This window comes from Kutzneria buriramensis (assembly GCF_003387475.1).
Classification (GTDB): domain Bacteria; phylum Actinomycetota; class Actinomycetes; order Mycobacteriales; family Pseudonocardiaceae; genus Kutzneria; species Kutzneria buriramensis.
The window spans coordinates 182327-208175 of record NZ_QUNO01000019.1 but is presented as its reverse complement, the minus strand read 5'-3'; the positions used below and the strand labels follow the sequence as shown (position 1 = coordinate 208175).

The window sequence follows — 25849 nt, the reverse complement described above, 5'->3', positions numbered from 1 at the left end:
CAGTGTTGGCCGCCGGCAGGAGGGTGGTGTGGTGATGGCCCGGTACGTGGTTCGCTCCCCTGCGGCACGGCGCGGTTTCGCGCTGGTCGCGCTGGCCACCGGTGTCGCGCCGCTCGTCCTCACGGTTTCCGTGCTGTTGCGCGATCCGCTCGAGTTGATCGCCGCCGTCCTGCTCGTCGGCTGCGCGATCGCCGCCGCGTGGGCGGCGCTGGTCCGTCGGGGATGGCGCCGTATTCCGGCCGCCGCGATCGCCGTGCTGGCGCTGGCCGCCACCGCTGCCCTGCCGGACCTGCGCGCGTACCTGTGGGTCCTGGTGGTGGCCGTCCTGGTCGCGCTGTCCGCGGGCGCGACCAGGGCCGCATTGGGGCACACACCCGCCCGTGCCGTCAGCCGGACCGCGCCGGCGCGCCATGGCGTCCTGTTGATGAACCCACGCTCCGGCGGCGGGAAGGCCAGCCGGTTCGGCCTGGCCGCCAAGGCCCGCGCCCTCGGGGTCGAGCCCGTCGAACTGCGGCCGGGCGACGACCTGCGGGCGTTGGCCGAGCAGGCGGTCGCAAACGGTGCGGACGTGCTCGGAATGGCAGGTGGCGACGGATCCCAGGCAATGGTCGCCGACGTGGCACGCCGGCACGGCGTGGCGTTCGTCTGCGTCCCTGCGGGCACCCGGAACCACTTCGCGCTCGACCTCGGGCTGGACCGCGACGACGTGCCCGCAGCGCTGGCCGCGTTCGGCGACGCCGTCGAACGGCGCGTCGACCTGGCCGAGCTCGACGAGCGGGTCTTCGTCAACAACGTCTCGCTGGGGGTCTTCGCGACCGCTGTCCAGTCCCCCGCCTACCGAGACGCCAAAGCGGCGACGGTGGTGCGGCAGTTGCCCGATCTGCTCGGTCCGGACGCGCAACGCCCGGATCTGCGATTCGCCCTGCCCGACGGAACCCGTCGCGAGTCGGCCGATCTCGTGCTCGTCTCCAACAACCCGTACCGGCTGGAGCACCTGAGCGGGTTCGGCACCCGGCAGCGCCTCGACGCCGGAACGCTCGGCATCGTCACCGTGACGGCGAACCGAGCCGCGCAGGTGCCGGCGCTGATCTCGGCCGAGCTGGCGGGCAGGATCTCACGATTCCCCGGCTACGTGTCGTGGTCGGCGCCGGAGTTCGTGGTGGACTCCGGGCGCCCCCTGATCGAGGCGAGCATCGACGGCGAAGCGACGTGGCTCGCGCCTCCGCTGCGTTTCCGGATCCTGCCTGACGCACTGCGGGTCCGCGTACCCCGCGACGCACCGGGCACGTCCCCGGCGGCGACACTGCCGTCCGGAACGTGGGCCACGGTCGTCGCGCTACTCCGTGTGCTGGGCGGCCGGCCGAGTTGACCGCGAGGATCGCGACAGCTGGATTGCCCTGTCGACACCGACACCGGCCGGCACGATGAGCGACAGCGCGATCACGACCGTCCACTGCGCTCCGCTCAGCGAGACGGTGCTGAGCAGGCGCTGGAACATGGTCAGTTCGACGGCCGCCCACGTGAGCAGCCAGCCGAGGACGATCCAACCCAGGTACGGGAACACCGGAGGCGACCACGGCGCCTGGCGTTCACGGCGCATGACCAGGCCGATGTTGACCGCGCTGAGCGAGATGATCGCGAAGACCATCGTCATCGAGACGGACGGCTGCGTGGTGCTCGGCGTGTCGGGTCCCCAGACGAGCACGGCAAGGGCGAGACCGGCGAGCACGAACCCGCTGACGAGCCAGCGGACGACCTGCGGCCGGTTGACGATCGTCGTCCCGGGCCGGCGCGGCGGCATTCGCATCACGCCGGGATCGGGAACGTCGACGATGAACCCGATCACCACCGTGATCACCACGAAGAACTTGCAGAACAACAGCTGGAGCGGGAACAGGGCGACGCCCCGGTTGATGTCGAGGACGGTGGCGTACACCATCAGCTGCAGCACCGACGACAAGATCGTCAGTTGCAGCCGGACGTAGGAGGAGATCCGCCGGTAGATGTCGCGCCCCAGGTCGACGGCCCGCACGAGGGTGGCGAAGTTGTCATCGGTCAGCACGATCTTCGCCGCCTGCTTCGACACCTCCGAACCGCTGCCCATGGCGACGCCGACGTCGGCCTGCTTCAGCGCGGCCGCGTCGTTGACGGCGTCGCCCGTCATCGCCACGACCTCCCCCGACTCCTGCATCAGTCGCACCAGCCGCAACTTGTCCTCCGGCGCCACGCGCCCGAAGACATGCAGGTCGGGAAGCCTGCGCACCAGCTCGTCGTCGCCGAGCCGGTGCAGCTCGGCGCCGGTGACGACGCCGGGGCCGAGGCCGAGCTCGTCGGCGATCGCGCGGGCCGTGACGGCGTGGTCGCCGGTGATCATCCGCATGTCGATCCCGGCGGCCAGGGCGACGTCCACCGCCCGCTTGGCCTCGGGGCGGAGTGGGTCCACGATCCCGACGAGTGCCACGAAGACGAGGCCGCCGACCGCGCCCATGGGATCGGCCAGCGTCGCGGGCATCCTGGCGGCGTCGAGATCGCGGGCGGCGAACGCGAGCACCCGAAGTCCACGCTCGGAGAGCTGCCGGTTCGCGGCCTCGACATCCCGGCGGGCAACGTCGATCGGGACCTCGAGACCGCGCCACAGTGCTCGATCGCAGCGTGCCAGCACGACCTCCGGGGCGCCCTTCACCGTGACGAAGTGCGGCTTGCGCAGGATGCCGCCGGCCAGCAGGCCCGAACGGTCGTGGAACGTCGCCATGAACTTGTACGTGGAGTCGAACGGGACCTCGGCGCGCCGCGGCATCGCCTCCCGCGTCTCGACCGCGTCGACGCCCATCTTCGCGGCCAGCACCACCAACGCCGCTTCGGTGGGGTCCCCGATCACCGTCCCGTCGTCGGCGACGGTGGCATCGGTGCACAGCGCCAGCCCGAGGGCCAGGCGCCGGAAGTCCGGCGGCCGCGCCCCTGCCACGCCCAGAATCGCACCGGTCTTCCGATAGCCGGGGCCCTCGATCCGGTACCACTCACCGCCGGCCTGCATCGTGGTGACCGTCATCGCGTTCAGTGTCAGCGTGCCGGTCTTGTCGGTGTTGATGACCGTCGTCGCGCCAAGGGTCTCGACATCGGCGAGCGACGTGACCACCGCCTTGGACTCGGCCAGGCGCCGCGCGCCGGACGACAGCATCGCCTGCACGAAGGTCGGCAGTCCGGTGGGTATCGCCGAGATCGCGGTGGACACGCACAGCAGCAGGAGGGTGCCGAGCTGCTGTCCCCGTGCGACGCCGACGACGGCGATCAATGCCACCGACAGCCACGCGACGACCCCGAACACCTTGGTCATCCCGTCGAGCTCGCGTTGCAGTGGCGACCGGGCCCGCCGCGTCGCCGTGACCATGCCGGCGATCCGCCCCATTTCGGTGGCCCTGCCGGTCGCGGTGACCACGACCGTCGCCGTGCCCCGGGTGACCTGCGTGCTCTGGAACGCCAGATTCGTGCGGTCGCCGAGCTCCGTCTCCCCCTCGGACAAGGTCGTGGCGTCCTTGGCCACCGGCGTGCTCTCGCCGGTGAGCGCGGCTTCCTGCGTCTCCAGCGCCACCGACGAGATGATCCGCCCGTCGGCGGGAACGACGTCACCGGCCTCCAGCAGCACGATGTCGCCCGGCACCAGCTTGGTGGATTCGACCTCCACGACCTTTCCCGAGCGGCGAACCCGGGCGCGGGGAACCTGGACCTGCGCCAGCGCCTCGACACTGGCGTGGGCCTTCAGCTCCTGGCTGGTGCCCATGACCACGTTGAACGTCACCAGGCCCAGCACGACCAGACCCGTCGGCACCTGCCCGATCGCGAAACTGGCGACGCAGACCATCAGCAGCATGATGTTCATGGGGTTGGCCACCTGACCCCGGGCGACCGCCCACATGTTCGGTGGCGGATCGGTCGCCATCTCGTTGGGCCCGTACTCGGCCAGCCGGCGCGTGGCCTCGGCAGTGTCGAGGCCACGTTCCGGATCGACGAACAGCTGCTCGGCGACGTCCTCGGCCGGCCGAGCGTGCCACGCGGGAGTGCCCCTGTCGGCGTCTCCGACAGGTGAACCGAAGTCATGCATGTCGTGTCCTGCCTGCGAGGCTCATCCCCAGGGGCGCGCCGGAGGCCGGCTCGTGGATGAGGGTGGTGAACGCTTCCTGCCCGCGGTCAGTCTCGGCGGCTCGGAGGTGGCAGCGCTTCACCCGGTGCGGATCAGAACCGTGTGGCCGCGCCACCCTCGCATCCCATAGGCGACGCTCGCAATGCACACATTCCCTGTGGCGCTTCACCATTTGACAGTGAAGGCCAGCAATCCACGACTCCGGCGTCCGACAGGCATAGTGTCGAACTTCAACCAAGTCCTGGCCAGCGAAGCGCCGCGCGGCGACGTATTCACTCCCCCCACGAAGGTTTTCTACGCGATGCCGTCGGATTCGAGGTCGGCGCCATCGCTGCGCTCGCAATCGAGTGGCAGTGGCGGTCCTGCCGAGCCGCCGTCCTTTGCGGACGATGGTCAGTGTCAAGCCCGCGCTGCCCGTCGGCCCCGCAGCCACCCAAAGCAGGCAGTAGACCGGCCGCCGGACGCTCAGCCGCACTCCCCATTTGCGCGCAACATGTGCGAGCAGTAGCCCGGCTCCCCGAACCGAGGTTCGTGCTGCGCGGCCAGCGACGCGCAGAACGCCCGCGCCGGAGCATCCGCCGGCACTGTCACTGTCGACCAGGCGAACCCTGGACCACGAGCCAGCACGCATGCGACAAGCACAGTCGCCATCCGCCGACGCCGATGCGACGGCTTCACCTCCACCAGGGCGATGACACCTCGCCGGTCGACCGCGCACATCTGCACCCGAACCCGTGCCGCCGGCTTCTGCTCGAAGTGCAGCCGAAACTCACCAACCCCTCCGGTCGCACGCGGCGGGTACATGACGAACTCGACCCCGAGTTGGAGCCGTGGCGGCGCCTCGCCGGCTCGCCGCACCACGGTGTGATCGACAGCGAACCACGCCGGACGGTCCAGACTTAGCTCGGTGCACAGCACGCACGCCGTCGCGTGCAGATTCAGGCCATGGCTGAAGTAGCGGACCGACCCGGCAAGCCCGAGGCGATGGCCGTTCAAGCACTCGACGTGCGGATCTGACGTCCGCAACACGTACCCGAAGTCTCTACCCGCCGCCGAGCTATCGATCATACGTTCGATTATGCATCACTCACCGCTTCCGACCAGCAGTGACGTCCGCTCGCAGCGGACGGCGCGTACATGGCGCTAATATCGCCCAGTGGCGATGACATCCCCCGATCTTGAGGTACAGCGGGTCGAACTGGCGCCGGCAGCGGCGTTGTTCCGGTCGCTCGGCGACCCCGCTCGACTGGCGATCCTGCGTCAACTCGCCGGTGGACCGGCTCGGGTGGTCGACCTGGTCGCCACGCTGGGGCTGGCGCAGTCCACGGTCTCCAAGCACCTGGCCTGCCTGCGCGACTGCGGCCTGGTCGATTCCCTGCCACAGGGCCGGGCTTCGCTGTTCCGGCTGGCCCAGCCGACCGTGATCGACATCCTCGCCGCCGCCGAGCCGGTGCTGGCCGCCACCGGCAAGGCCGTCGCGCTGTGCCCCACGTACGGCATCGACGCCTGCTGCGAGGAGGACCCGTCGTGAGCACCGCCGACCAGCCGGTCCAGGACCAGGTCGACTGCTGCGCGGCCGCACCGGTGCGGCGAGACGAGAACTGGCGCCGCGACGCCCGGCAGGCTCGGCTGCTGTCCTGGTTGTCGCTGGCCTACATGGCCGCCGAGGGCACGGTGGCCATCGTCGCGGCGGTCCTGGCCGGCTCGGTCGCGCTGCTGGGCTTCGGCCTGGACTCCGCCATCGAAGGACTGGCCAGCATGATCGTCGTCTGGCGATTCACCGGCGCCCGCACCCTGTCCGAGACCGCCGAGGCCCGCGCGCGGAAGGCCGTCGCGGTCACGTTCTTCCTGCTGGCCCCCTACATCGCCTACGACGCGGTCACAACCCTGGTCGCCGGCGATCACGCGGGCATCAGTTGGCTGGGCATCGGCCTGTCGATCGCCAGCTTGATCGTGATGCCACTGCTGGGCGTGGCGAAGAAGCGCCTGGGTGGCCGGCTGGGTTCGGGGGCGACCAGCGGTGAGGGAGCCCAGAACCTGCTGTGCGCGTACCTGGCGGCGGCGGTGCTGGTGGGCCTGCTGGCCAATGTCGCGTTCGGCTGGTGGTGGCTGGACCCGGTGGTCGGACTGGGCATCGCCGGGCTGGCGGTGTGGGAGGGCGTCGAGTCCTGGCGCGGTGACGGCTGCTGCTGAGCGCCCACCGCGGTGGCGCCGGCCGGTCAGTTCTCGTCCGACCGGGCGAAGAAGATCGCGTAGACCTCGCGGGCGGCGTAGAAGACCAGGACGTAGCCGGCGACGGGGTCGGCCCACCACCATCCCAGGGCGGCGTTGAGCACGAGCCCGACCAGGACGGCCGCGGCCAGGATGCCGTCGACGAGGGTGACCCGCCCCTCGGTGCGCAGCACCGGGTTGTCCAGCGCCGCCCCGGTGCGGGCCTTGCCGGCGGCGAGCGTGAACATCACGACGGCGGTGAGCGCGGTCCACGCGATACCTCCCGGGCTGTGCCCGGGACGGTCGCCGTTGACCAACACCACTGTGGACTGCGCGGCCAGGTAGAGCGCCAGTAGAGCGAACGCGACGCCGATCAGCTGCAACGCACGTCGCTGGCGCTGGCGGTGCGTGTCCGACAGCTCCCACACCACGACGATCGACGCGCCGATCTCGATCAGCGAGTCCAGGCCGAAGCCGGCCAGCGCGACCGAGCGCGCGGCGATCGCGGTGACGGCGAGCACGACGATGCCGACCACGTTCCAGCCCAGCGTGACGTACTCCAAGACGAACCCACGGCGGACCAGCAGCGCCTCATTGTCCACGCGTCAGCCAACCACATCGGACCGTTCGGGCCGGCCCAGGGGACGGTCGGTGAGCCGATCAGCCGCCGGGAGCGCTGGGCCGGTGCCGTCGAGCGGTGCTCGTCGAACCTGGTGCGGCGGGCGGGTGGCGCCGACGTTTTCGCACCGACGACGCGGGTACGCCGAACGCATGCGAGCACTGGTATACGAAGGACCGCGCCAGGTGGCCGTCAAGGACGTGCCCGACGCGCGGATCGAGAAGGCGACCGACGTGCTGGTGCGCGTCACCAGCACCAACATCTGCGGCTCCGACCTGCACATGTACGAGGGCCGCACCGACGTGGAGGAAGGCAAGGTCCTCGGCCACGAGAACCTCGGCGAGGTGATCGAGGTCGGGCCGGCGGTGGACCGGGTCAAGGTCGGCGACCAGGTGTGCCTGCCGTTCAACATCGCCTGCGGATTCTGCAAGAACTGCGAGCGCGGCTTCACCGGCTTCTGTCTGACGGTCAACCCCGGCTTCGCCGGCGGCGCGTACGGCTACGCGTCGATGGGCCCCTACAGCGGCGGCCAGGCCGAGCTGCTGCGCGTGCCCTACGGCGACTTCAACTGCCTGCGGCTGCCGCCGGACGCGATCGAGAAGCAGAACGACTACGTGATGCTAGCCGACATCTGGCCCACCGGCTACCACGCCACGGAACTGGCGCAGGTCGAGCCCGGCGACTCCGTCGTGGTGTGGGGCGCCGGTCCGGTCGGGCTGATGGCCGCGTATTCGGCACAGCTGCGCGGGGCCAGCAAGGTGATGCTGGTCGACCACCAGCCCGACCGGCTGGCGCTGGGCGAGTCGATCGGGGCGATCCCGGTGGACCAGTCGGCCGTCGACGCGGTGGAGGCCGTGCTGGGCCTGACGGGCGGCGAGGGTGCGGACAAGGGCTGCGAGTGCGTCGGCTGGCAGGCCCACGATCCCGCCGGCCAGGAACGGCCGAACACGACCATGAACAGCCTCGTCCAGTCGGTGCGGGCGACGGGCGCGATCGGCGTGGTCGGCGTCTTCGTCCCGCAGGACCCCGGCGGTCCCGACGAGCTGAGCAAGGACGGCCGGATCGCGTTCGACATGGGCCTGTTCTTCCAGAAGGGCCTGCGGATGGGCTCGGGGCAGGCCAACGTGAAGCGGTACAACCGCCAGCTGCGCGACCTGATCGCCGCGGGGAAGGCGAAGCCCTCGTTCCTGGTGTCCCACGAGCTGACCCTCGATCAGGCGGCCGAGGCCTACGAGCGGTTCGACCGGCGCGAGGACGGCTGGACGAAGGTGGTGCTGCACCCGTGAGCGGTCGCGCGGGCCGGGCTCAGCGGAGCCTGGCCCGCAGGCACCGCAACAGCTCCTCCCCGTACGGCAACGCGATCAGGCCGGCGATCGCCGCCGCGACACCCGTGAGGTAGTTGCTCGGCAACGGGTTCTTCTTCCACTGGAACCGCCACGCGCCATCAGCCTTCACCAGCTCGCGGACCTGTTTCCAGTGCAGACAGGCGATCGCCGCCGTGCCCATGAACGGCAGCGACTCCAGGAAGCTGTGGATGTGCTGCTCGATCGGCCGCACCTCGCGCCCGCTGTCGACCGCCGTCTTCACGTCCCACAGGGCGGTCGCCTCGTGCGCGGCCACCGCCACGGCCATCGCCGTCAGCACCGCCGGGTTGACCTCGCACAGCAGCACCAGCGTGATCGGCACACCCACCTCGGCCATCATCAACAGGTGAATCGCCGATTCCTTGACGCCGGCGGTGTGCTCGATGTCCGTGCGGCGGTGCTGCCACCAGTCCAGGACGCCTGGCGCGAACCACGCGGGCAGCAGCACGTACAGCAGATAGCGCAGCGTGGCACTCTCGACGTCACTGGCCCGATCCGGAATCCGCATCACGGGCCGGCTCGTGACGACCTGGCGCAGCGCACGCAGTGGTTGCCTCATCACCGCCACCGGCTACCCCGACCGGTGTGACGCCACACCAACGTAGTTCTGCATCAGTCGCGGACGAGGTGGGGCACGCGTCCAGCGCGGACGCCGCCCGGCTCCGCGAACGACGCGCCGTGCGTGGCCGGCGGATTGTCGACGCCGACCACGCACCGGTTCGGATTCAGTGCGCCAAGTGAGCCGCGTGCCAGCAAGAGACCTGGCCGTGACAGGCGGTCATCGCTCGCAGATCGTCGTGCAGGGCCGTCAGCGTCGCGGCCGGCAGCTGCTTCACGGTGTTGTGCAGCTCGTGCGGATCGGATCGCCGGTCGTAGTACTCGGTCCCGCCGTCGCTGTACTCCACATAGGTGTAGGCCGCGGTGCGCAGCGCCTCGTAGCTGGTCGGGTTACCGCTGTTGGCTGCCGGGAAGTCCGGGTCGTCGGGATTGGTGTCCGGTCCGTGGTGCTCGATCAACGCGGCAGTGCGCCAATCGGCCGGGTTGTCGTCCGTCAGCAGCCGGGCCAACGTGTGCCCGTCGACGTCGGTCGGCGTATTCGCCCCCGCCAGGTCGGCGAAGGTCGGCCGCAGGTCGATGTTCTCGACCGGCGCGCTGGACGTGCGACCGGCCGGCACACCTGGTCCGGAGACGATGAGCGGCACGTTGACGTCGGTGTCGAACGCCGTCATCTTTCCGGGATTGAGCCGGTATTCGCCCATGTGGTAGCCGTTGTCGGAGCTGAACACGATGTCGGTGTCGCCGGCGACACCCGCCGTCGACAGCGTGTGCTCGATCGAGGCGATCATCCGGTCGACGGCCTGCACCGCCTGCACCCGCTTGCGGAAGCTGGTGTCGATGTTCTGCTGCTCCTGCGCCGTCAACGGAGCGCGGCCGGCCAGCCAGGCCGGCGGATCCGTGGGCAGCGTGTCGTAGGCCGGCCCTTCCGGCGCCGTCAGCCCGGGGAACGAGTTGGCGTCGGCCGGCGCGGGCGTGTACGGCGCATGCGGCGCGAAGGTCGCCACCTCGAGGAAGAACGGCGAATGCGCGGTCGCGGACGAGGTGATGAAGTCCGACGCCTTGCCGCTGAGCACGTCGGTGAGGTAGTCCTTCGGCTGGCTGCCGTAGTGCACCACCTTGTGGTTCTCGTTCAGGTCGTAGTTGAACTCGGGATAGCCGTCGCCGGCGACGTCCCAGGTCGACCAGCCCGGCGGGACGTAGTCGGCCTGACCGTCCAGAGTGGACGCGGGCTGGTAGCCGTTGAGGTACTTGCCCATCATGCCGGTGCGGTAGCCGGCCTGCTGCAACGAGGTGGCGACGGTGTCCTTCTCCTCGCCCCTGGCGTGGAAGGTGCCGAAGCCGCCGTCGTTGCCGCCGTTGGTGTAGATGCCGGTGTCGTGCGGGAACCGCCCGGAGAACAGCGACGACCGGGACGGGCAGCACAGCGAGTCGGTGACGGTGTAGTTGCTGAAGGACGTTCCGGCCTTGGCCAGCGCCTGCACGTGCGGCATGTACTGGACGAGGTTGGTGGCCAGGTCGTCGGTCAGCACGAACACGATGTTCGGTTTGGCATGGCCGGCGTTCGACGCCGCCCGGGCTCCGGGCAACGCGCAGGCAGTGGTGACGAGAGCCAACGCGGTCGCGGCAACGGCCCATCGGCTGCGAGCTAATCCGTTTGCGCTCATGTGCGGAACGTAGCGAGCCAGCCTGAAGCAGCGCTGATGATCCGGGAACCGGCACAGGTCTATTGCCCCCGGCCGGGCAAGCACCAATTCCACGCGCCACGTCACGCAATTCGGCTGCCGTATGAACGCTTCGGGTCGGCACACGAACGTGAATTCACGAAAACCCTGTCGTGTCATCACCCTTCGGGCCGCCCACGGGCCCGACCTCGCATTCGGGAGTGAAGATCACACGCCTAGGTCGATGCCGGACAGGGCACGTGGGCATCGGCCGGCAGAGCCCAATGGCCCTGCCCGATCCGGCCAACCAGCCCTGGACGCCGCCATCTTCCACGCCGTCGACGGCGGTTCGGACGCGCGGGCGGACGCTGTCGACACCCCCGCCGTGGCCGCTCAGCGGAGTCGTCCGAGGGCGAGTCGAGAAACTGTCACCCAACGGCAGTCGGAGCCGATCCCCGCGCCGGGGATCGCACTATTGCCGGCACCGACCGGTCGACACACCGAAAACCTGCGGCGACGAGAACGGTCGATGAACCGTCGAGATCGCGTCGTCGTAGTAGAGCCGCAACCCGGTCGTCCCGAGATGAATCCCAGGCAAGCCGAAATTCTCGGCAGCCGCTCGACCGGGCCGACAAGAAGTGACGTCCGACCGCCGGCCGTTCGATCGACCCGAGTGCGAACCGCGCCATCTCGATCGACGCGGCCGCGCTCATGCGACCATCCGGGAGGAACTCAAGTGTCGCCGCAGTTGACCGCCCTGACCCAGTTGATCACCTCACCAGCAGTGCACTCCCCGCACGACACCGGCGTGCGCCAGGTCGCCCAGCTCAACGCCAGGCTGTCCTACGCGTTGACCTGCATGACCCTGGTGTGGGGAATCTTCACCGCCACGGGGTGGGTGGCGAAGCTCACGGGCCGACAGGCCGTCCGCAGCACGCACATGGTGCTGGCGACCTTCGCCCTCGCGTTCGGCGGCATACACACGGCCAGCTTTCTCTTTCTCACCGACTCCGACGAGACGTTCGGATGGATCAACGTCCTCGTGCCGCTGGTCGGCGGGGGCCAGTTGCGCTGGGCGCTCGGTATCGTCGGCGTCGAGGTGATGGCGGCCATCATGATCTCGACCGGGCTGGTCAGATTCTTCGTCTACCGGCGGTGGTTGCGCCTGCACCAGACCGCCTACCCCGCGGTTGCGCTGATCATCGTGCACTCGTGGCTGGGCGCAATCGCCAACGGACACCTGGAGATCCTCTGGCTGGCCGGGCTGACCGTGCTGATCCCGACCGCCGTGCTCACCGTCCTGCGCGTCATCCCCAGTCGCACCCTCGTCGGCGCGGGTCTGCTCAACGGCGGATAGCCGACCGTGGACGACGGCGACATCGCCTGCTGACGTCCGGACACCACCCAGCCTGAATCGTTTTCGGATCGATTTCGGGATAGACTGCCGGCCGACAGTGACGAGCGCAATCACTGAGGCGGGTGCCGATGACCAGTCCTGGGGAGCCGGAGTGGACCCCGGGTGCGTTGGCCCGCATGCTGGGTGTCTCGCCCAACACCCTGCGCACCTGGGACCGTCGGTACGGTCTGGGACCGACCGTCCGTGAGGACGGGCGGCACCGACGCTACAGCGAGGGCGACGAGCGCCGGCTGCGCCGCATGGTCGCGCTCACCGCCAGTGGCATGAGCACGGCCGCGGCCGCCGCCATTGCCCGCGGCGAGTCCGCGGAGTCCCAGTCCCCGGGCCCCGCCGTCGAGCCGCTCGCACCGGCGGCCGCGGTGCGAGGCTTCCTCCGCGCGGCCGCACGCCTGGACGCCCCGCTGATGCGCGACCTCGCCCGGCGGCTGATCGCCGAGCACGACGTGGCCACGGCGTGGGAGCAGGTGTTCACCCCGGTGCTGGTCGAACTCGGGAACGGGTCGGCCATCGAGGTCGAGCACATGGCGAGCGCGAGCGTCCAGCACGCGTTGCGGCAGATCCCGGCGGCGCAGGAGCGCGGCCGGTTGCCGGTGCTGCTCGCGTGCGCCCCGGACGAGCAGCACACTCTGCCCCTCGACGCGTTGGCGGCGGTTCTGTCGGAGCGGGGCTGCGCCCATCGGAGCCTGGGGCCGCGGGTCCCCGCGCCGGCGCTGGTCAAGGCCGTCGATCAACTTCGCCCTTCCGCGACGGTCGTGTGGGCGCACACCGTCGCGCTGGCCGGCCTCGTCCCGCTCGACGACCTGCTGGCGTCCGGTCACACGACGGTCGTGGTCGCCGGTCCCGGTTGGATGCCGGAGGCGGTGCCGCCCGAGGTGCGGCAGGTCCGCTCGCTGCGGGGCGCGGTGGACGTGGTGTCGGAGATCTGCGGCATCCCCGTGTGAGCGGCACTCAGCACCTGGGCGACCCGGTCCAGCAGGCCGGTGACGACCCGGACCGCTCGACGCCGGCCGGCCGCGTCGACGTCACGCGTCGTGTTGACGCGTTCGACCAGCCGGCGGTCGGCCTCGGCGAGCAGGGCGAGTTCGTCACGGGTGATGCCCCGCCGGACGAGTTCCACCGCGTCCCGCTCGGCCATCACTCCCCCGAGCACCGCCCGTAACGCGCCTGTCGCCCGGATCCGCAGGTCAGGGCCGGGCATTCCGGCGAGGCGATCGGCCACCACGTCGGCGAGATCGCATCGGCCGGCGTCGACCAGGACAGCCCAGATCAGCCTGCTCGCTCGGTCGACGAGTCCGCTCGCGGCGCCGGTCATGGCGTGTGCCGACGCCCGGCGCGACGGCGCTGGGTGATCAGAGAGCGGAGTTCCACCTCGGTCAGGCCGCCCCAGATGCCGAACGACTCCTCCACGCTGAGGGCGTGCTCCCGACAGCGATCGAGCACGGGGCAGCGGGCGCAGACCTGCTTGGCCCGGCTTTCGCGCTCCTCCCGGTGGCACCCCCGCTCGTTGCCGGGATGGAAGAACACGGCGCTGTCCTGGCCGCGGCAGGCGGCGCGGAGCTGCCAGTCCCAGGTCTCGGCGACCGGACGGGGCAGTCGGCTCACGTCGGGCATGGCGGTCTCCTGTCGCTCACCGGGCGGACCGGACATCGCAAGCCTAGAATCGATTCGAAATCGATTCAAGTCGGGAGGCGACGATGACGGTCCTCACGGTGCGCCGCCAGGCGGGCGCCGGCGCGGTGTTCGCCCTGGCGGTGGTGCTGGCGGCGCTGGTCGGTGCGCTCGCGAGCACACGCACGGCCCAGGACTACGCGCGGCTGGCGCAGCCCTCCTGGGCGCCGCCGGCATGGGTCTTCGGCCCCGTGTGGGCGGCGCTCTACGCGTCGATCGCAGTGGCCGGCTGGCTGGTCTGGCTACGCGCCGGCGCGAGTCGGGGACGCGGGGCGCTGATCGCGTACGGCGTGCAGCTGGCGCTCAACGCCGCATGGACGCCGATCTTCTTCGGCCTGCGGCAGTTCGGGGCGGCATTCGCCGAGGTCGTGGCGTTGTGGCTGGCCATCGCCGTGACGGTGGTGCTGTTCGCGCGGATCCAGCGCGCGGCCGCCGCCCTGCTGCTGCCCTACTGGGCGTGGACGACGTTCGCGGCCGCACTCACCTTTGCCGTCTGGCGGCTCAACCCGTGAGTGGCGGCGATCCCGATGTCGTCGTGGTCAGAACTGCTGGCGCTCGGCCTCCTGGGCGGCGACCTCCGGGGCGTCGTCCAGCCGGCGCAGCGACTGCACTGCCCGCGCCATCCGATGGTTGCGGCTCATGGGTTCCTCGTGACGGCTCAACCAGGCCCAGTAGCCGGCGGTGAACGGACAGGCCCGCTCGCCGCGGCGGCGCTTGGGGTCGAACCAGCAGTCCCGGCAGTGATCGGTCATCCGGTTGAGGTAGGCGCCGCCGCTGAGGTACGGCTTCGTGGCAATGAGTCCGCCGTCGGCGTGCTGGCTCATGCCGATCACGTTGACCGGCATGACCCACGGCGTGCCGTCCACGAAGGCCGTGGCGAACCAGTCGTTGAGCGCGCGCGGATCGTACTCGCGCTGGAGGGCGTGATTGCCCAGCACCATCAGGCGCTGGATGTGGTGCACCCAGCTCCGGTCGCGCACGGACTCCAGCGCCGTGCGTACACACGCCGCCCGGACGTGGCCCGGTCGCAACCCGGTCCACCACACGGGCAGCTCGGCCGTCGCGTCGAACACGTTGTGCCGGAGGTAATCGGGGCCGAAGTGCCAGTACAGGTGCCACACGTATTCGCGCCATCCCAGCACTTGACGCACGAAACCCTCCACACCGGACAGTGGCAGGCCCTTGTCCCGGTAGGCGCGCTCGGCGGCCCGGACGACCTCCAGCGGATGCAGCAGGCCGTGGTTGAGCGGCACGGACAACAACGAGTGCGCCATCGTCCAGTCGCGGGTCAGCACCGCGTCCTCGAACGGCCCGAACAGGCCCAGCCGTTCGTCCACGAAGTGCCGCGCCGCCCGCACGGCCTCGTCCCGGGTCACCGCGAACCGCCTGGGCCCGTCCTTGCCGACCGTGGGCAGCGACCACCGGTCGAGGTCCCGTCGCACCTCGGCGTCGATGTCGTCCTCGTCCGGCCACCAGGGCTCGGCCACATCCAGCCGTGCCGTGCCCTTGGGCGGGGACTCCCGGTTGTCGGCGTCGAAGTTCCACCGGCCGCCGGCCGGGTCTCCCCCGTCCAGCAGGATCCCGAAGCGCCGCCGCTGATCCCGATAGAAGTCCTCCATCAGGAATCGGTCCCGATCACGGGCCCATTCGCCGAACTCCTTGCGGGACAGGGCGAACGCCGGCGTCGGCAGCACCTCGGCCACCAGGCCGTCGGCACGCATCCGCTCGACCAGCCGCTCGGCGGCGTGCGAGCCCGGCTCGTGCACCAGGACCGGCCGGCCGAACTCGTGCAGCGCCCGCCGGTAGGTGTCAGCCCGCAACAGCACCGCGCGGTCGCCGAGTTCGGCAGCAGCGTGCCGGAGGCCGGAGAGCACCAGGTGCAGTTTCTGTCGGTGGTAGGGCCTTCTGCGCAGCGCGGCCGCCGACTCGACCAGCACGATCCCGCGCTGCTCGTGACCGGCGCGGAAATGCGGGCCGAGTTGGTCGCCGAACAGCAGCAGCGGCGTGTCGTCGGAGTTCACCGCACCAGCCAAGCAGCGCCGGCCGCCGGCCGCATGATGGAGCCGTCGTCATGTGCGCCGGGCGAACCCCCGGTAGCGTCGGAACCCGTGGGCATCAAGCATTCGAGCGTCGTCGAGTTCCCGCTGGCCGAGGTGTTCGACTGGCACCGCCGGCCCGGAGCCATGCCGCGGCTGACGCCGCCGTGGGCGCCGCTGCGCGTGATCGCGGAATCCTCGTCGCTGCGGGACGGCCGGGCGGTGCTCGGGCTGCCGGGCGGACTGCGGTGGCTGGCCGCGCACCAGCCGGACGGCTACGACCCGCCGCACCGGTTCGTCGACGAGCTGGCCTCACAGCCGCTGCGCACCGTGCTGTCGTGGCGGCACACCCACGAGTTCGCCGCCGCGGGCGACTCGGCGACGAGGGTGACCGACCGGATCGACACCCCGGTGCCGGGCGCCGCGTTGCGGTCCATGGTCGCCTACCGGCACCGGCAACTGGCCGGCGATCTGACCGCGCACCGATGGGCACGCGAGCTCCGCGGTGACCCGATGACCATCGCGATCACCGGCAGCGGGGGCATGATCGGCTCGCAGCTGGCCGCGCTGCTCAGCACCGGCGGGCACACGGTGATCCGGCTGGTCCGGCGCGCACCGCGCACGGCGGACGAACGGCATTGGCGGCCCGATGATCCCGATGCCGAACTGCTGGCCGGCGTGGACGCCGTCGTGCACCTCGCCGGGACGTCGATCGCGGGCCGCTTCACCCCGGCGCACAAGGCGGCCGTGCGGGACAGCCGGATCGAACCGACTCGTCGACTCGCAGAACTGGCTGTACGCGGACGGCACCGGCCCGCGTCGTTCGTCAGCGCCTCGGCGGTCGGCATCTACGGCGCCGACCGCGGCGACGAGCTGCTGACCGAGAAGAGTCCGCGAGGCGAGGGCTTTCTCGCCGACCTCGTCGCCGACTGGGAGGACGCTGCCCGGGTGGCTGCGGACGGCGGCATCAGGGTCGTCACCGTGCGAACCGGCATCGTGCAGTCTCCGCGTGGCGGCACCCTCCGCCTGCTGTTCCCGTTGTTCGCGGCCGGCCTCGGCGGCCGGCTGGGCGACGGCCGGCAGTGGCTGCCGTGGATCGGCATCGACGACGTGCTCGACGTGTACCTGCGGGCGCTCGTCGACAGTGGCCTGTCCGGCGCGGTGAATGCCGTTGCGCCCCAACCGGTTCGCAACGTCGACTACACCAGGGCCCTGGCCGCCGTGCTGCATCGGCCCGCACTGCTGCCGGTTCCGTCGGTCGGACCGCGCCTGCTGCTCGGCGAGGAAGGCGCCGTCGAGTTGGCGTCCGCCAGCCAACGGGTGGTGCCCCATCGCCTGGAACTGGCCGGCCACCGTTTCCGCCACCCGTCGGTGCACGAGGCGCTGGCGCACGTCCTCGGCCACGAACTCACCGCGAAGGACCGGCACTGATGGCGTTCCTACCGCGACTGCTCGGTGCCCTGACAGCAGCATACGGCGTCGGCCTGATCGCCCGACCCCAGCTGTTGGCCGAACCCTGCGGACTCGTCGACGCCGACGGCCGCCTCTCCGATGGCGTGGCGGTGTTGAGCCGGGCTCTCGGAGCCAGGGATGCCGTGTCCGGACTGGCGATGGCCGTCGCGCCGGCCGGACCGGCACTGCGGCTGGCGATCGCGGTGCGCGTCGGTTGCGACCTCGCCGACGCCGTCGGCCTCGGTCTGACGTTGCCGAGCAGGCGGGCCCGGCAGAAGGCTGCCACGGTTGCCGGCCTCTGGGGTGCGTTGTGCGCCGCCAGCGCGCTGACCGTCCGAGCAACGGGCAGCGGCGGTGGCAGTCGCACTTGAGGAGACCGATCGTCCCGGCTGGATCAGTCGCCGTCCGGCCCGCGCTGGAAGGTGTCGTGGATGTCGCTGTCGGTGGCATGACCGGTGATGACGAGGACGGCGTCATCAGCGCGGAAGCAGTAGTCGCCGCGCGGCACGGTCAGCGCGCCGTCGTGGATGACGGCGGCGACCACCGTGTCGGGCGGCAGTGTGAGCTGGTCGACGGCTCGGCCATTGGCGAACGAGGCCGTGGTGATCTTCGTTTCGATCAGGCTGACCCCCGCGCTGGTGAGCCTGATCAGGCCGATGGTGTCGACGATGTCCGCGGCCTCCTCGATCAGCGACACCAGGACCCGCCGCCGCCGGCAGGGCCGCGTCGACGCCCCAGCGGGCGTCGAACAGCCACGCGTTGTCGGGCCGTGGGCTGGACCATCATCGTGGTGGGCCGGGCCAGCTTCGTCAACGAGGTCGACGATCTGGTCGTCATGGCCGGAATCTGGCTCCAGCCGTGGGCGCCGGGCCGTCGGGACCACTTCGTGCGCATCCGGCCCGAACGGGTGACCGGGCGCCGCCTGCATCCCGATCACGACCCCGGGCCCGGCGTGTAGTCATCCGCCCGCCGAGCCGCCGTGCCCCACAACGGATTTCGGCGTCGCACGCTACCCACGATTCGATGATCACCCTGCCTCGTCACCGGACAGGGCAGGAGTCCCGCCCGCAGGCGCCCGCCGTCACTGTCGCGCCGGCCTCGCCCGGAGACGTCGTCGCTCAGAAGCCACTCACCGGCTCGCCGACCTCGATGCCCTCGCGGGTGATCACGAACTTCCTGGTCTCGGGCCGGTTCTCGTTCGCCCGGGACTTCAACACGGTCATCGCGCGTTCCAGCGTCGGCCCGTTGCGGACGTAGTGCAACAGCACCAGGTTGTCGGACAGATGGGACGTCCCCAGCTGTGTCAGCCGGGACTGACCGAACAGGTCCGGCACTTCGAGCGTGAGCAGCGTGCTGATGCCGGCCTGTGCGCAGCGGCTCAGCAGTGAGTGGACGAACTCGCCGAACCGGCGCTCGTCCTCGCACGCGGCGGCGAGGTCGCCGACGCCGTCGATGACCAGCCGACGGCACCCCGTGGCTTCCAGGAAGTCGACGAGTTCGTAGAACCACTGGTCGATGTAGATGTCGTTGGGGGACTCGCAGCGCAGCGCGACGTTGTCGTTGTTCGGATCCCAGCCCAGGCTGCGGATGGCCCGGTCGAGCTGAACGTGGTTCTCCTCCAGGGTGGTGAAGGTGCACTTCTGCCCCAGGTCCGCGCCCCGGTACACGAATTGCAGCCCCAACACCGTCTTGCCGGCTCCCGACGGACCGGCCACCACCGTGCTGGAACCGGGCCAGTAGCCGTCGTTGAGCATCTCGTCCAGCGCCGGTATGCCCGAGCTCACCCGGCCCACGGCGTCGCGCGGCTGAGCCACCGACTTGACGTCGCTCAAGCGGGGGAAGGCAGCCAGGCCGTCCGCGGTGACACGATAGGCGTGCCAGCCGGACAGGCACGTGCTCCCCCGGTGCTTGAGCACCTGTAGGGCCCGGTTGGTTCGTTGACCGGTGGTCTGGGTGGACAGCACGACGGTGCTGTCGGCGATGGCGTACTCCGGCGACGTCGCCAGTTCGGCCGTGGCGTACTCGGCCAACCACACCGTGCAGGTGGCCAGGGCGCTCAGGCGGCCGGCCAGCTCGCACAGGAAGCGGGCGTACTCATTCGCGTCGCGCGCGGCGAACCGCAGCGCCCGGACGCTGTCGATGACCAGCATCCCGCACGACGTGCGGGTGATGATCTCGGTGATCCGCTCCAGTCCCGCCGGCAGACCCCCGTTGAGCACCACGTCGCCGAGGTCCTCGAACACGACGTCCACGCCGATCCGGTCCGGCTCGCAGAAGGCCAGTCCCTGCACGAACTGCGTGATCTTGGCCAGCGGTTCGGTGAGGGTGCTCAGGTAGACCACGGGGGCGTCGGGGCGGCCGTTGGCGAACGCGTACTGCTGGGCGAGCACGGTCTTGCCGGTGCCGGGCGACCCGGCCAGGAGCGTGATCGACGGATCGACCAGGCCGCCGCCCAGGATCGTGTCCAGCCGAGGGCAGCCACTGGGCAGCCGCCCGCTCATGCTGGCACCTGCTCCCGCGCGGCCGGGTGCAGGCGGCGGACGGCCGCCACGACGCGGGCGGGCGGGATCGGCCTGTGCAGCAGGACGGCGGCCCCGGGCGGCGGCTGACCGGCCGGCACGGCGGACATCGTTATCACCCGGGTTCCGCCGGCGGCCAGGTCGCGCCCGAACTCGACCGCGCCGGGCAGGAGCTGGTCGATGACCGCCACGGGGGGCGGGTTCGCCCGCTGGCCCCGCGCGTCGTGCACCGTCGCGGCGGTGATGACCTCGAAGCCCTCCTCGCGCAGCATGCCGGCCAGACACTTGCTGACGAAGGGGTCGGCCTCGACCACCGCCACCCGAGCGTCGCGGTCGTCGCCGGAGAAGGCGTCGCGCGCTTCCGGCGTCCACGCCAGGACCTCCCGCGCGCTGCGCGCCAAGGGCTGGCTGTCGTCCACGGCGTGCCGGCGGAGCGCGGCTGACGCGGTGGGGATGTCCACGCCGCGTCTGGCGGCCAGTGCACCTGCCGCCTGCCACACGGTGATCTGATCGTGGAACGCGCCGTACTGCGTGAGGGGCGAGGCCGTGTTGGGAAGGGCGTCGGCGGCAGCGTCGGCCAGCATGCCCGCCGCGGCGATCACCGCCCACCCGTGTGCGGCGTCGAGTTCGGCGGCCGTCAGCACCGGCGCGCGGCGGCACACCAGCACGAGAGTCCCGACGGGAACGCCGAAGGCCCGCATCGGTACAGTGCACAGGGCCCGGATCCCGTGTGCGGCGGCGAACCGTGCCAATCGCGGCCATTGGCCAATCCGCGTCGCGGGGGCCGCGTACACCGTCGCCGGCTCGCCCGGTTCCTCCGTGGTGGTCCGGAGGTCGAGATCGGCCTGAACGGCGTGGAAGGCATCGAACAGCCCGGAGTCGGTCGCGGCGATCACGCGAGGACGGGCCGGGCCGGCGGTGACCAACACCCCGGCGGCATCGACGCCCGCCAGTTCCACACATGCTTCGGTGAGCAGGCAGGCGGCGTCGAGCGCACAACCCCGTGACGCCAGTGTCCGGGCCAATCGCGTCAGCGTCGAGTTTCCTCGCGGTGCCAAGGCGCCCACCTCCTGTGACTGCTACTCGTATGCATCATCGCCCTCTTCGGGAATGCCCGGCGAGTCATCGCGTCGAAGTCTCAGCAGGCCCCCGATGACGTCCTCAGCGACATCGGACAGCCGTCGGCCGGTGGCGTACGCCTGGCCGCGCAGCCGGAGCAACGCCTCGGTGAGCGTGCAGCGCAGCTGCACGCTCACCATGCCCGTCGCCTGGTGCACCGTCTGCCAGCGACCGTGCAACCCCTCGACCGCGAACGTCTCCATGTCCGGCGCTCCGACCTCGGCCACCTGGTCGATCAACTGGCTGGTCATCACCTCGGCGAAGGCGAGGGCCACCTCCAGCTCGTCACCGGACAGCGGGAGCACGCCCGTCCGGTAGACCTCCAGCGCGCCGACCGTGATCTGGCCCATCAGCAGGGGGAAAGCGAAGATCGCGGACAGGGACACGGCCGCCGCGGCCGGGCCGAACACCGGCCAGCGCGCGAGGTGCCGCCGGTGCGACAGGTCCGCGGCCAGCACCGGCTCGCCGTCCGCCATGGCCGTGACGGCCGGTCCCTCGCCGAGGGTGATCTGGAGTTCGACCATCTGCTCGACGATCTCGGTGGTCGCGCAGGCGGGTTCCACCATGCCGAGGTCGCCGAGGATGTACACACCGACGCCGCGGGCGGCGAGCTGATCGTGGCACACGGAGGCGACATGACGCACCGACACCGGGACGCCCTCGGCATCCGCGCGGGCGCACGCCTCCTGGTAGATGCTCTCCGGATCCTGCTCGATGACCACGCGCGCCGCCTCCCCAGCACCTTGACCATGTTCGTCCAGCTCAGTGAGACCAGCGACGCTAACGTCCGGCCGAAGAATGCGGCCAGGGCCGAAATGCCGTGCGCAGACCCGGCTTTCGTCACGTCGGGAGCCGTGGCGCTAGGGCTGTGCGACGCCGTCGGTCGGCTCGACGGAGAACAGGTGGACCTGCCAGGGCACCAGGGCGACGTACAGGCCCGAGTCGGCCAACTCGTCGCCGTCCCGGTCGAACACGGCGTCGCCGAGCAGGTCGGCCAGACGCCAGCCACGGCCGGGCAGGTCCGGCCAGTCCAGCGGGATCCGGGCCTGCGCCGGGCGCGCCGAGAAGTTGATCACCACCAGGTGTCGCGGCGCGCCGTCGGCGGACAGCCAGCACCAGGCGAGCAGGTTGCGGCAGGACTGGTTGTCGGGCCAGCCGACCGGTTCCAGCAGCCGCCACACGCCGCGGCGGACGCGGTGGCCCGCGACGGTGGCCAGCAGGCGGGCGTGCCACTCGACGAGCCCGGAGTCCACGGGTTCGTCGGGGCGCCGCGACAGGAACACCGACGGTCGCACCCGGCGGCCCTCGAACTGTCCTTCGTGCCACAGCGTCGCGCCCGGCACCGTCGCGATGGCGACGGCCGCGGCGCGCTCCGCGGACGCGGGCAGCCGGCCGACGATCCTGGGCTCGTCGTGGTTCTCCAGGAACCGCACCAGCCGCGACTGGTAGGCCCGGTCGGCGCGCAGCGCTTCGCGCATGGCCGCCGGGTCCTGCTCGACGACGTGGTCGTGCAGCCGCTTGTCATAGCAGAACGTGAAACCCTGCTCCTGGAGGGTGCGTTCGAGGTCCCAGTACGTCTCGGCGACGAGCACGGTGTCCGGGTGCCGGTCGCGCAGCCGGCCGATGACCGCGGGCCAGAACTCCTCGGCCGGCGCCGGGCCCACCCACTCGCCCCAGGTCGTCCCGAACACCCGGTTCGTCACGAGCATGGCCATGTCGCAGCGGATGCCGTCGCACTGGTCGGCGATGTCGGCCAGGGTGTCGGCGGTCGCGGCGCGCAGCGCGGGAGAGTACGCGTTGAGCTGCACGACGTCGGGCCACGGCGGGAAGTACGGGTCCCGGCCACGGGCCAGGATCCGGCCGGACATCTCCAGCCATCCCCGCGGCTGCGCCCGCACGTCGCGCGGCTCGCCCAGGACGAACAGGTCCGGGCGGTCCATCACCCACGGATGGTCGGGGGCGACGTGGTTGGGCACGTAGTCCAGCACCAGCCGAACCCCGCGGTCGGCCAGCACGGACCGGGCCACCGCCAGTTCGGCCGGTCCGCCGAAGGCGTCGTCCACCACGTATTCCCGGACGCAGTACGGCGAGCCGACCACATCGGTGGGGCGCAGGTCCGGCAACGCCGCCCGGAACGTCCGGCGCAGCTCGGGATCCGCGTCGGCCAGGGCGAGACCGGCCGGGCTGCGCCGCCAGACGCCCATCAGCCAGACCGCGTCGATGCCGGGCAGGGTGATCGCGTCCCAGTCGCGCGCGGACACGTCGGCCAGGGTCGTGCGGCGACCGGCGTTGCGCGAGAGCTCGTCCAGCCACACCGCGGTGTTGACCTCGTAGATCACCGGCTGGGTCGGCCACCCGTTCATCGGCCCACCCCCGCGAGCCGGCCGCCCGGCCCGGCGGGCGCCAGCGCGCCGCGGAACAGCAGCGGCAGCAGAGCGACCGCGCCGGTCCAGCCGGTCTGGTGGCTGGCGCCGAGACCGGCGCCGTTGTCGCCGTGGAAGTACTCGTAGAACAGCGGCAGGTCACGCCAGAGCGGGTCGTCCTGGAGCACGGCCTGGCCCCCGTGCACGGGGCGATGACCGTCGGCGTCCGCGCGGAAGATGCCGACCAGCCGGTCGCTGATCTCCTGTGCCACCTCGTAGAGGTTCAGCCGCCGGCCCGACCCGGTCGGGCACTCCACGCGGAAGTCGTCGCCGAGGTAGGCGTGCAGGTTCAGCAGCGCCCGCACGAGCATCAGGTTCACCGGGAACCACACCGGCCCCCGCCAGTTGGAGTTGCCGCCGAACATGCCGCTGTCGGACTCCGCGGGCAGATAGCCGACGCGATGCTCCTGGCCGTCCACCCGCAGCACGTACGGGTGATCGGCGTGCCAGCGCGACACCGACCGGATGCCGTGCGGACTCAGGAACTCCGCCTCGTCCAGCATCCGCGACAGGATCCGGCGCAGGCGCTGCTCGTCGAACAGCGCGAACAGCGCCGGGCCGGTCTCGCGGGCCTGCCGGCCACGGCTCCACAGCTCCGCCGTCACGGCCGGGTGGCGGTCCAGGAACGCGGCGGCGCCGGCGACCAGCTCCGGGAAGCGGGTGCGCACGTCCGCGCTGACGACCGTGGCCGCGGCGAGCGGCATCAGCCCCACCACCGAGCGGATCCGGAGCGGGACCGAGGTGCCGTCCGGGCGGCGCAGGACGTCGTAGAAGAAGCCGTCCTCCTCGTCCCAGAGACTGGTCGCGTCCGGACCGACATGGTTGGTCGCGGCGGCGATCCACGCGAAGTTCTCCAGCATCGCGAGCGCCTGTTCCACGTACACCGGATCATGCTCGGCGAGCTCGATGGCGATGCGCGTCATGCTCTGGCAGTACAGCGCCATCCACGCGGTGCCGTCGGCCTGGTCGATGCGGCCGCCCGACGGCAGCGGCGCGCTGCGGTCGAAAACGCCGATGTTGTCCAGCCCGAGGAAGCCGCCCTGGAAGATGTTGCGGTCGTCGGCGTCCTTGCGGTTGAGCCACCAGCCGAAGTTGCGCGTGAGCTTGTGGAACGCGTTCTCCAGGAAGCGGCGGTCGCCCACGCCGGTGGCGGCCCTGTCCAACTCGTACACGAACAGCGTCGCCCAGGCGTGCACCGGCGGGTTGACGTCGCCGAAGTTCCACTCGTACGCCGGCAGCTGGCCGTTGGGATGCAGATACCGCCGGTCCAGCAGCAGGTCCAGCTGGTGCTTGGCGAACGCCATGTCGACGGGGGCGATGGCGACGGCGTGGAAGGCCAGGTCCCACGCCGCGAACCAGGGGTACTCCCACTTGTCCGGCATGGAGATCACGTCCTCGGCGAGCAGGTGCCGCCATTCCCGGTTGCGCAGCGGGACATCGGCGGCGAGCGGGTCGGCGCCGCGCTCCACCAGCCATCGCTCCATGTCCAGCGCGTAGTACTGCTTCGACCAGAGCATGCCCGCCAGCGCCTGCCGGACGACGAGCCGCTCGTCGTCGGTCGGCTGTTCGGTCAGCGCGCCGTAGAACTCGTCGGCCTCGTCGCGGCGCCGGCCCATGACGTGGTCGAAGTCGCCGAACGGATCGCCGCCGTCGCCCGGCCGGACGGGCTCGGCGTCGGTCAGCCGGACCCGCACGGTCACGCTCTCCCCCGCGCGCACCACCAGCGCGTGGTGCATGGCCGCCTTCGTGCCCACCCCGGTCGGGTCCACCGCGTCCCGGTCCCCGTGCACCACCGCGCGGTCGATGCCGTCCTTGACGTACGGGGTGTCGTTCGGGGACCCGAAGACGCGCTCGTTGTCGGTCTCGTTCCCGGTCACCAGCACCGGCACCACCCGGTCCGTGTAGCACCACCTGGTGCCCAGCTGGAGGTGGTCCGCGCGGACCGCGCTGACGCCGGTCAGCTCGTTCGCCACGCGCAGCACCGGCCGCTCGTCGCCGCCGGCCCAGGACCAGGTGTGCCGGAACCACAGCGTGGGCAGCACGTGCAGCTCGGCGTCGTCCGGTCCGCGGTTGTGCGCGGTGACCCGCATGAGCACGTCCTCCGGCGCCGCCTTGGCGTACTCCACCTCGACGTCGAAGTACCGGTCGCCGTCGAAGACTCCGGTGTCGAGCAGTTCGTACTCGGGCTGCGTCCGGTCCCGTGAGCCGTTGACGGCCACCAGGTCCGCATAGGGGAACGGGGCCTGCGGGTACTTGTAGAGCATCTTCAGGTAGGACGACGTCGGAGTCGCGTCCAGGTAGAAGTAGCACTCCTTGACGTCCTCGCCGTGGTTGCCCTCGGCGTTGGTGAGCCCGAACAGCCGCTCCTTGAGCATCGGGTCGGCGCCGTTCCACAGAGCCAGCGCCAGGCACAGCCGCTGACGGTCGTCGCAGATGCCGGCCAGGCCGTCCTCGCCCCAACGGTAGGCGCGGTAGCGCGATTGTTCGTGTGTGAACGACGACCAGGGACCGTCACCGATGTCCTCGCGCACCGTGCCCCACTGCCGCTCGCTGAGATACGGCCCCCAGCGCCGCCAGGCCGCTCCGGCGTCGGCATCGGCGAGCCGCTCTCGCTCCGTGTCGGGCATGGTGTACCCACCTCCACTCGAGCCGGTTCGGTTGCGC

22 protein-coding genes are annotated in these 25849 nt (G+C 71.0%); 10 read left to right on the top strand and 12 right to left on the bottom strand.

All coding sequences use genetic code 11. From position 1 onward, the window contains the following. The first annotated feature begins 34 nt into the window (after window positions 1-34). Window positions 35-1369, top strand: a complete 1335-nt coding sequence (locus tag BCF44_RS43175) for a diacylglycerol/lipid kinase family protein (RefSeq protein ID WP_116180356.1) — start codon at window positions 35-37, stop codon at window positions 1367-1369. On the opposite strand, the gene BCF44_RS43170 is transcribed toward BCF44_RS43175, so the two are convergent. Further along, window positions 1337-4099, bottom strand: a complete 2763-nt coding sequence (locus BCF44_RS43170) for a cation-translocating P-type ATPase (RefSeq protein ID WP_116180296.1) — start codon at window positions 4097-4099, stop codon at window positions 1337-1339. The genes BCF44_RS43175 and BCF44_RS43170 overlap by 33 nt on opposite strands. Window positions 4100-5300: 1201 nt before the next feature. Between BCF44_RS43170 and BCF44_RS43160 the strand changes: the two genes are divergently transcribed. Together BCF44_RS43160 and BCF44_RS43155 are read left to right on the top strand one after the other, a co-directional pair. Continuing rightward, window positions 5301-5669 carry an ArsR/SmtB family transcription factor gene (locus tag BCF44_RS43160; protein ID WP_116180354.1) on the top strand — a complete coding sequence of 123 codons (369 nt, stop codon included), beginning with the start codon at window positions 5301-5303 and terminating at the stop codon, window positions 5667-5669. Next, a complete protein-coding gene (locus tag BCF44_RS43155) occupies window positions 5666-6331 on the top strand; it encodes a cation diffusion facilitator family transporter (RefSeq protein ID WP_211353487.1) in 666 nt (221 codons plus the stop codon). The genes BCF44_RS43160 and BCF44_RS43155 overlap by 4 nt, the downstream gene beginning before the upstream one ends. A gap of 26 nt (window positions 6332-6357) precedes the next feature. Here BCF44_RS43155 and BCF44_RS43150 read toward each other — a convergent pair whose 3' ends face one another. Beyond that, window positions 6358-6951, bottom strand: a complete 594-nt coding sequence (locus BCF44_RS43150) for a cation efflux transmembrane domain-containing protein (RefSeq protein ID WP_116180294.1) — start codon at window positions 6949-6951, stop codon at window positions 6358-6360. A gap of 169 nt (window positions 6952-7120) precedes the next feature. Between BCF44_RS43150 and BCF44_RS43145 the strand changes: the two genes are divergently transcribed. After that, window positions 7121-8254, top strand: a complete 1134-nt coding sequence (locus tag BCF44_RS43145) for a glutathione-independent formaldehyde dehydrogenase (RefSeq protein ID WP_116180293.1) — start codon at window positions 7121-7123, stop codon at window positions 8252-8254. A gap of 19 nt (window positions 8255-8273) precedes the next feature. Here BCF44_RS43145 and BCF44_RS43140 read toward each other — a convergent pair whose 3' ends face one another. Together BCF44_RS43140 and BCF44_RS43135 are read right to left on the bottom strand one after the other, a co-directional pair. After that, entirely contained in the window at window positions 8274-8891 is a 618-nt protein-coding gene (locus tag BCF44_RS43140) for a diguanylate cyclase/phosphodiesterase (protein ID WP_246016143.1), read from the bottom strand. A 166-nt stretch (window positions 8892-9057) separates the two neighbouring features. Beyond that, window positions 9058-10554: a sulfatase family protein gene (locus BCF44_RS43135; protein ID WP_116180291.1), complete on the bottom strand. Its 1497-nt coding sequence runs from the start codon at window positions 10552-10554 to the stop codon at window positions 9058-9060. Window positions 10555-11287: 733 nt separating this feature from the next. Between BCF44_RS43135 and BCF44_RS43130 the strand changes: the two genes are divergently transcribed. Further along, window positions 11288-11908, top strand: coding sequence for a ferric reductase-like transmembrane domain-containing protein (locus BCF44_RS43130; RefSeq protein ID WP_246016142.1), 621 nt, complete (start codon window positions 11288-11290; stop codon window positions 11906-11908). A 128-nt stretch (window positions 11909-12036) separates the two neighbouring features. Beyond that, window positions 12037-12909 (top strand): MerR family transcriptional regulator, encoded by an 873-nt coding sequence (locus BCF44_RS43125; protein WP_116180290.1) that lies wholly within the window; start codon window positions 12037-12039, stop codon window positions 12907-12909. Window positions 12910-13276: 367 nt separating this feature from the next. Here the strand turns inward: BCF44_RS43125 and BCF44_RS43120 are convergent, their stop codons facing one another. Next, entirely contained in the window at window positions 13277-13579 is a 303-nt protein-coding gene (locus BCF44_RS43120; RefSeq protein ID WP_116180352.1) for a WhiB family transcriptional regulator, read from the bottom strand. A gap of 83 nt (window positions 13580-13662) precedes the next feature. Here BCF44_RS43120 and BCF44_RS43115 point away from each other — a divergent pair, with 83 nt between their 5' ends. Beyond that, on the top strand, window positions 13663-14148 hold the full coding sequence (locus BCF44_RS43115) for a TspO/MBR family protein (RefSeq protein WP_116180289.1): 486 nt from the start codon (window positions 13663-13665) through the stop codon (window positions 14146-14148). 27 nt (window positions 14149-14175) lie between these two features. Here BCF44_RS43115 and BCF44_RS43110 read toward each other — a convergent pair whose 3' ends face one another. Further along, window positions 14176-15657 carry a cryptochrome/photolyase family protein gene (locus BCF44_RS43110; RefSeq protein WP_116180288.1) on the bottom strand — a complete coding sequence of 494 codons (1482 nt, stop codon included), beginning with the start codon at window positions 15655-15657 and terminating at the stop codon, window positions 14176-14178. An 87-nt stretch (window positions 15658-15744) separates the two neighbouring features. Between BCF44_RS43110 and BCF44_RS43105 the strand changes: the two genes are divergently transcribed. Both BCF44_RS43105 and BCF44_RS43100 read left to right on the top strand, forming a co-directional pair. Next, window positions 15745-17103 carry a TIGR01777 family oxidoreductase gene (locus BCF44_RS43105; RefSeq protein WP_116180287.1) on the top strand — a complete coding sequence of 453 codons (1359 nt, stop codon included), beginning with the start codon at window positions 15745-15747 and terminating at the stop codon, window positions 17101-17103. Continuing rightward, window positions 17103-17495 carry a hypothetical protein gene (locus BCF44_RS43100; protein ID WP_116180286.1) on the top strand — a complete coding sequence of 131 codons (393 nt, stop codon included), beginning with the start codon at window positions 17103-17105 and terminating at the stop codon, window positions 17493-17495. The genes BCF44_RS43105 and BCF44_RS43100 overlap by 1 nt, the downstream gene beginning before the upstream one ends. 23 nt (window positions 17496-17518) lie before the next feature. On the opposite strand, the gene BCF44_RS43095 is transcribed toward BCF44_RS43100, so the two are convergent. Further along, entirely contained in the window at window positions 17519-17821 is a 303-nt protein-coding gene (locus BCF44_RS43095; protein WP_116180285.1) for a hypothetical protein, read from the bottom strand. Window positions 17822-17893: 72 nt separating this feature from the next. Here BCF44_RS43095 and BCF44_RS43090 point away from each other — a divergent pair, with 72 nt between their 5' ends. Further along, window positions 17894-18082 carry a hypothetical protein gene (locus BCF44_RS43090; RefSeq protein ID WP_116180284.1) on the top strand — a complete coding sequence of 63 codons (189 nt, stop codon included), beginning with the start codon at window positions 17894-17896 and terminating at the stop codon, window positions 18080-18082. Window positions 18083-18242: 160 nt separating this feature from the next. On the opposite strand, the gene BCF44_RS43085 is transcribed toward BCF44_RS43090, so the two are convergent. The 5 genes from BCF44_RS43085 to BCF44_RS43065 form a co-directional block, all read right to left on the bottom strand. After that, entirely contained in the window at window positions 18243-19625 is a 1383-nt protein-coding gene (locus BCF44_RS43085) for a DUF7125 family protein (RefSeq protein WP_116180283.1), read from the bottom strand. Beyond that, window positions 19622-20701, bottom strand: a complete 1080-nt coding sequence (locus BCF44_RS43080) for a GAF domain-containing protein (RefSeq protein WP_170218061.1) — start codon at window positions 20699-20701, stop codon at window positions 19622-19624. The genes BCF44_RS43085 and BCF44_RS43080 overlap by 4 nt, the downstream gene beginning before the upstream one ends. A 21-nt stretch (window positions 20702-20722) precedes the next feature. Continuing rightward, entirely contained in the window at window positions 20723-21484 is a 762-nt protein-coding gene (locus BCF44_RS43075) for a GAF and ANTAR domain-containing protein (RefSeq protein WP_116180281.1), read from the bottom strand. 138 nt (window positions 21485-21622) lie between these two features. Further along, window positions 21623-23125, bottom strand: a complete 1503-nt coding sequence (locus tag BCF44_RS43070) for an alpha-amylase family glycosyl hydrolase (protein ID WP_116180280.1) — start codon at window positions 23123-23125, stop codon at window positions 21623-21625. After that, entirely contained in the window at window positions 23122-25812 is a 2691-nt protein-coding gene (locus tag BCF44_RS43065) for an MGH1-like glycoside hydrolase domain-containing protein (protein WP_116180279.1), read from the bottom strand. The genes BCF44_RS43070 and BCF44_RS43065 overlap by 4 nt, the downstream gene beginning before the upstream one ends. Window positions 25813-25849: the final 37 nt, after the last annotated feature.

Excerpts from the sequence above, each read along its gene's own strand:
- BCF44_RS43170 (WP_116180296.1), bottom strand. The coding sequence starts at position 4,099 with ATGCATGACTTCGGTTCACCTGTCGGAGACGCCGACAGGGGCACTCCC.
- BCF44_RS43100 (WP_116180286.1), top strand. The coding sequence starts at position 17,103 with ATGGCGTTCCTACCGCGACTGCTCGGTGCCCTGACAGCAGCATACGGC.
- BCF44_RS43145 (WP_116180293.1), top strand. The coding sequence starts at position 7,121 with ATGCGAGCACTGGTATACGAAGGACCGCGCCAGGTGGCCGTCAAGGAC.
- BCF44_RS43140 (WP_246016143.1), bottom strand. The coding sequence starts at position 8,891 with ATGAGGCAACCACTGCGTGCGCTGCGCCAGGTCGTCACGAGCCGGCCC.
- BCF44_RS43175 (WP_116180356.1), top strand. The coding sequence starts at position 35 with ATGGCCCGGTACGTGGTTCGCTCCCCTGCGGCACGGCGCGGTTTCGCG.
- BCF44_RS43135 (WP_116180291.1), bottom strand. The coding sequence starts at position 10,554 with ATGAGCGCAAACGGATTAGCTCGCAGCCGATGGGCCGTTGCCGCGACC.
- BCF44_RS43065 (WP_116180279.1), bottom strand. The coding sequence starts at position 25,812 with ATGCCCGACACGGAGCGAGAGCGGCTCGCCGATGCCGACGCCGGAGCG.
- BCF44_RS43070 (WP_116180280.1), bottom strand. The coding sequence starts at position 23,125 with ATGAACGGGTGGCCGACCCAGCCGGTGATCTACGAGGTCAACACCGCG.
- BCF44_RS43125 (WP_116180290.1), top strand. The coding sequence starts at position 12,037 with ATGACCAGTCCTGGGGAGCCGGAGTGGACCCCGGGTGCGTTGGCCCGC.
- BCF44_RS43085 (WP_116180283.1), bottom strand. The coding sequence starts at position 19,625 with ATGAGCGGGCGGCTGCCCAGTGGCTGCCCTCGGCTGGACACGATCCTG.
- BCF44_RS43120 (WP_116180352.1), bottom strand. The coding sequence starts at position 13,579 with ATGCCCGACGTGAGCCGACTGCCCCGTCCGGTCGCCGAGACCTGGGAC.
- BCF44_RS43160 (WP_116180354.1), top strand. The coding sequence starts at position 5,301 with ATGACATCCCCCGATCTTGAGGTACAGCGGGTCGAACTGGCGCCGGCA.
- BCF44_RS43115 (WP_116180289.1), top strand. The coding sequence starts at position 13,663 with ATGACGGTCCTCACGGTGCGCCGCCAGGCGGGCGCCGGCGCGGTGTTC.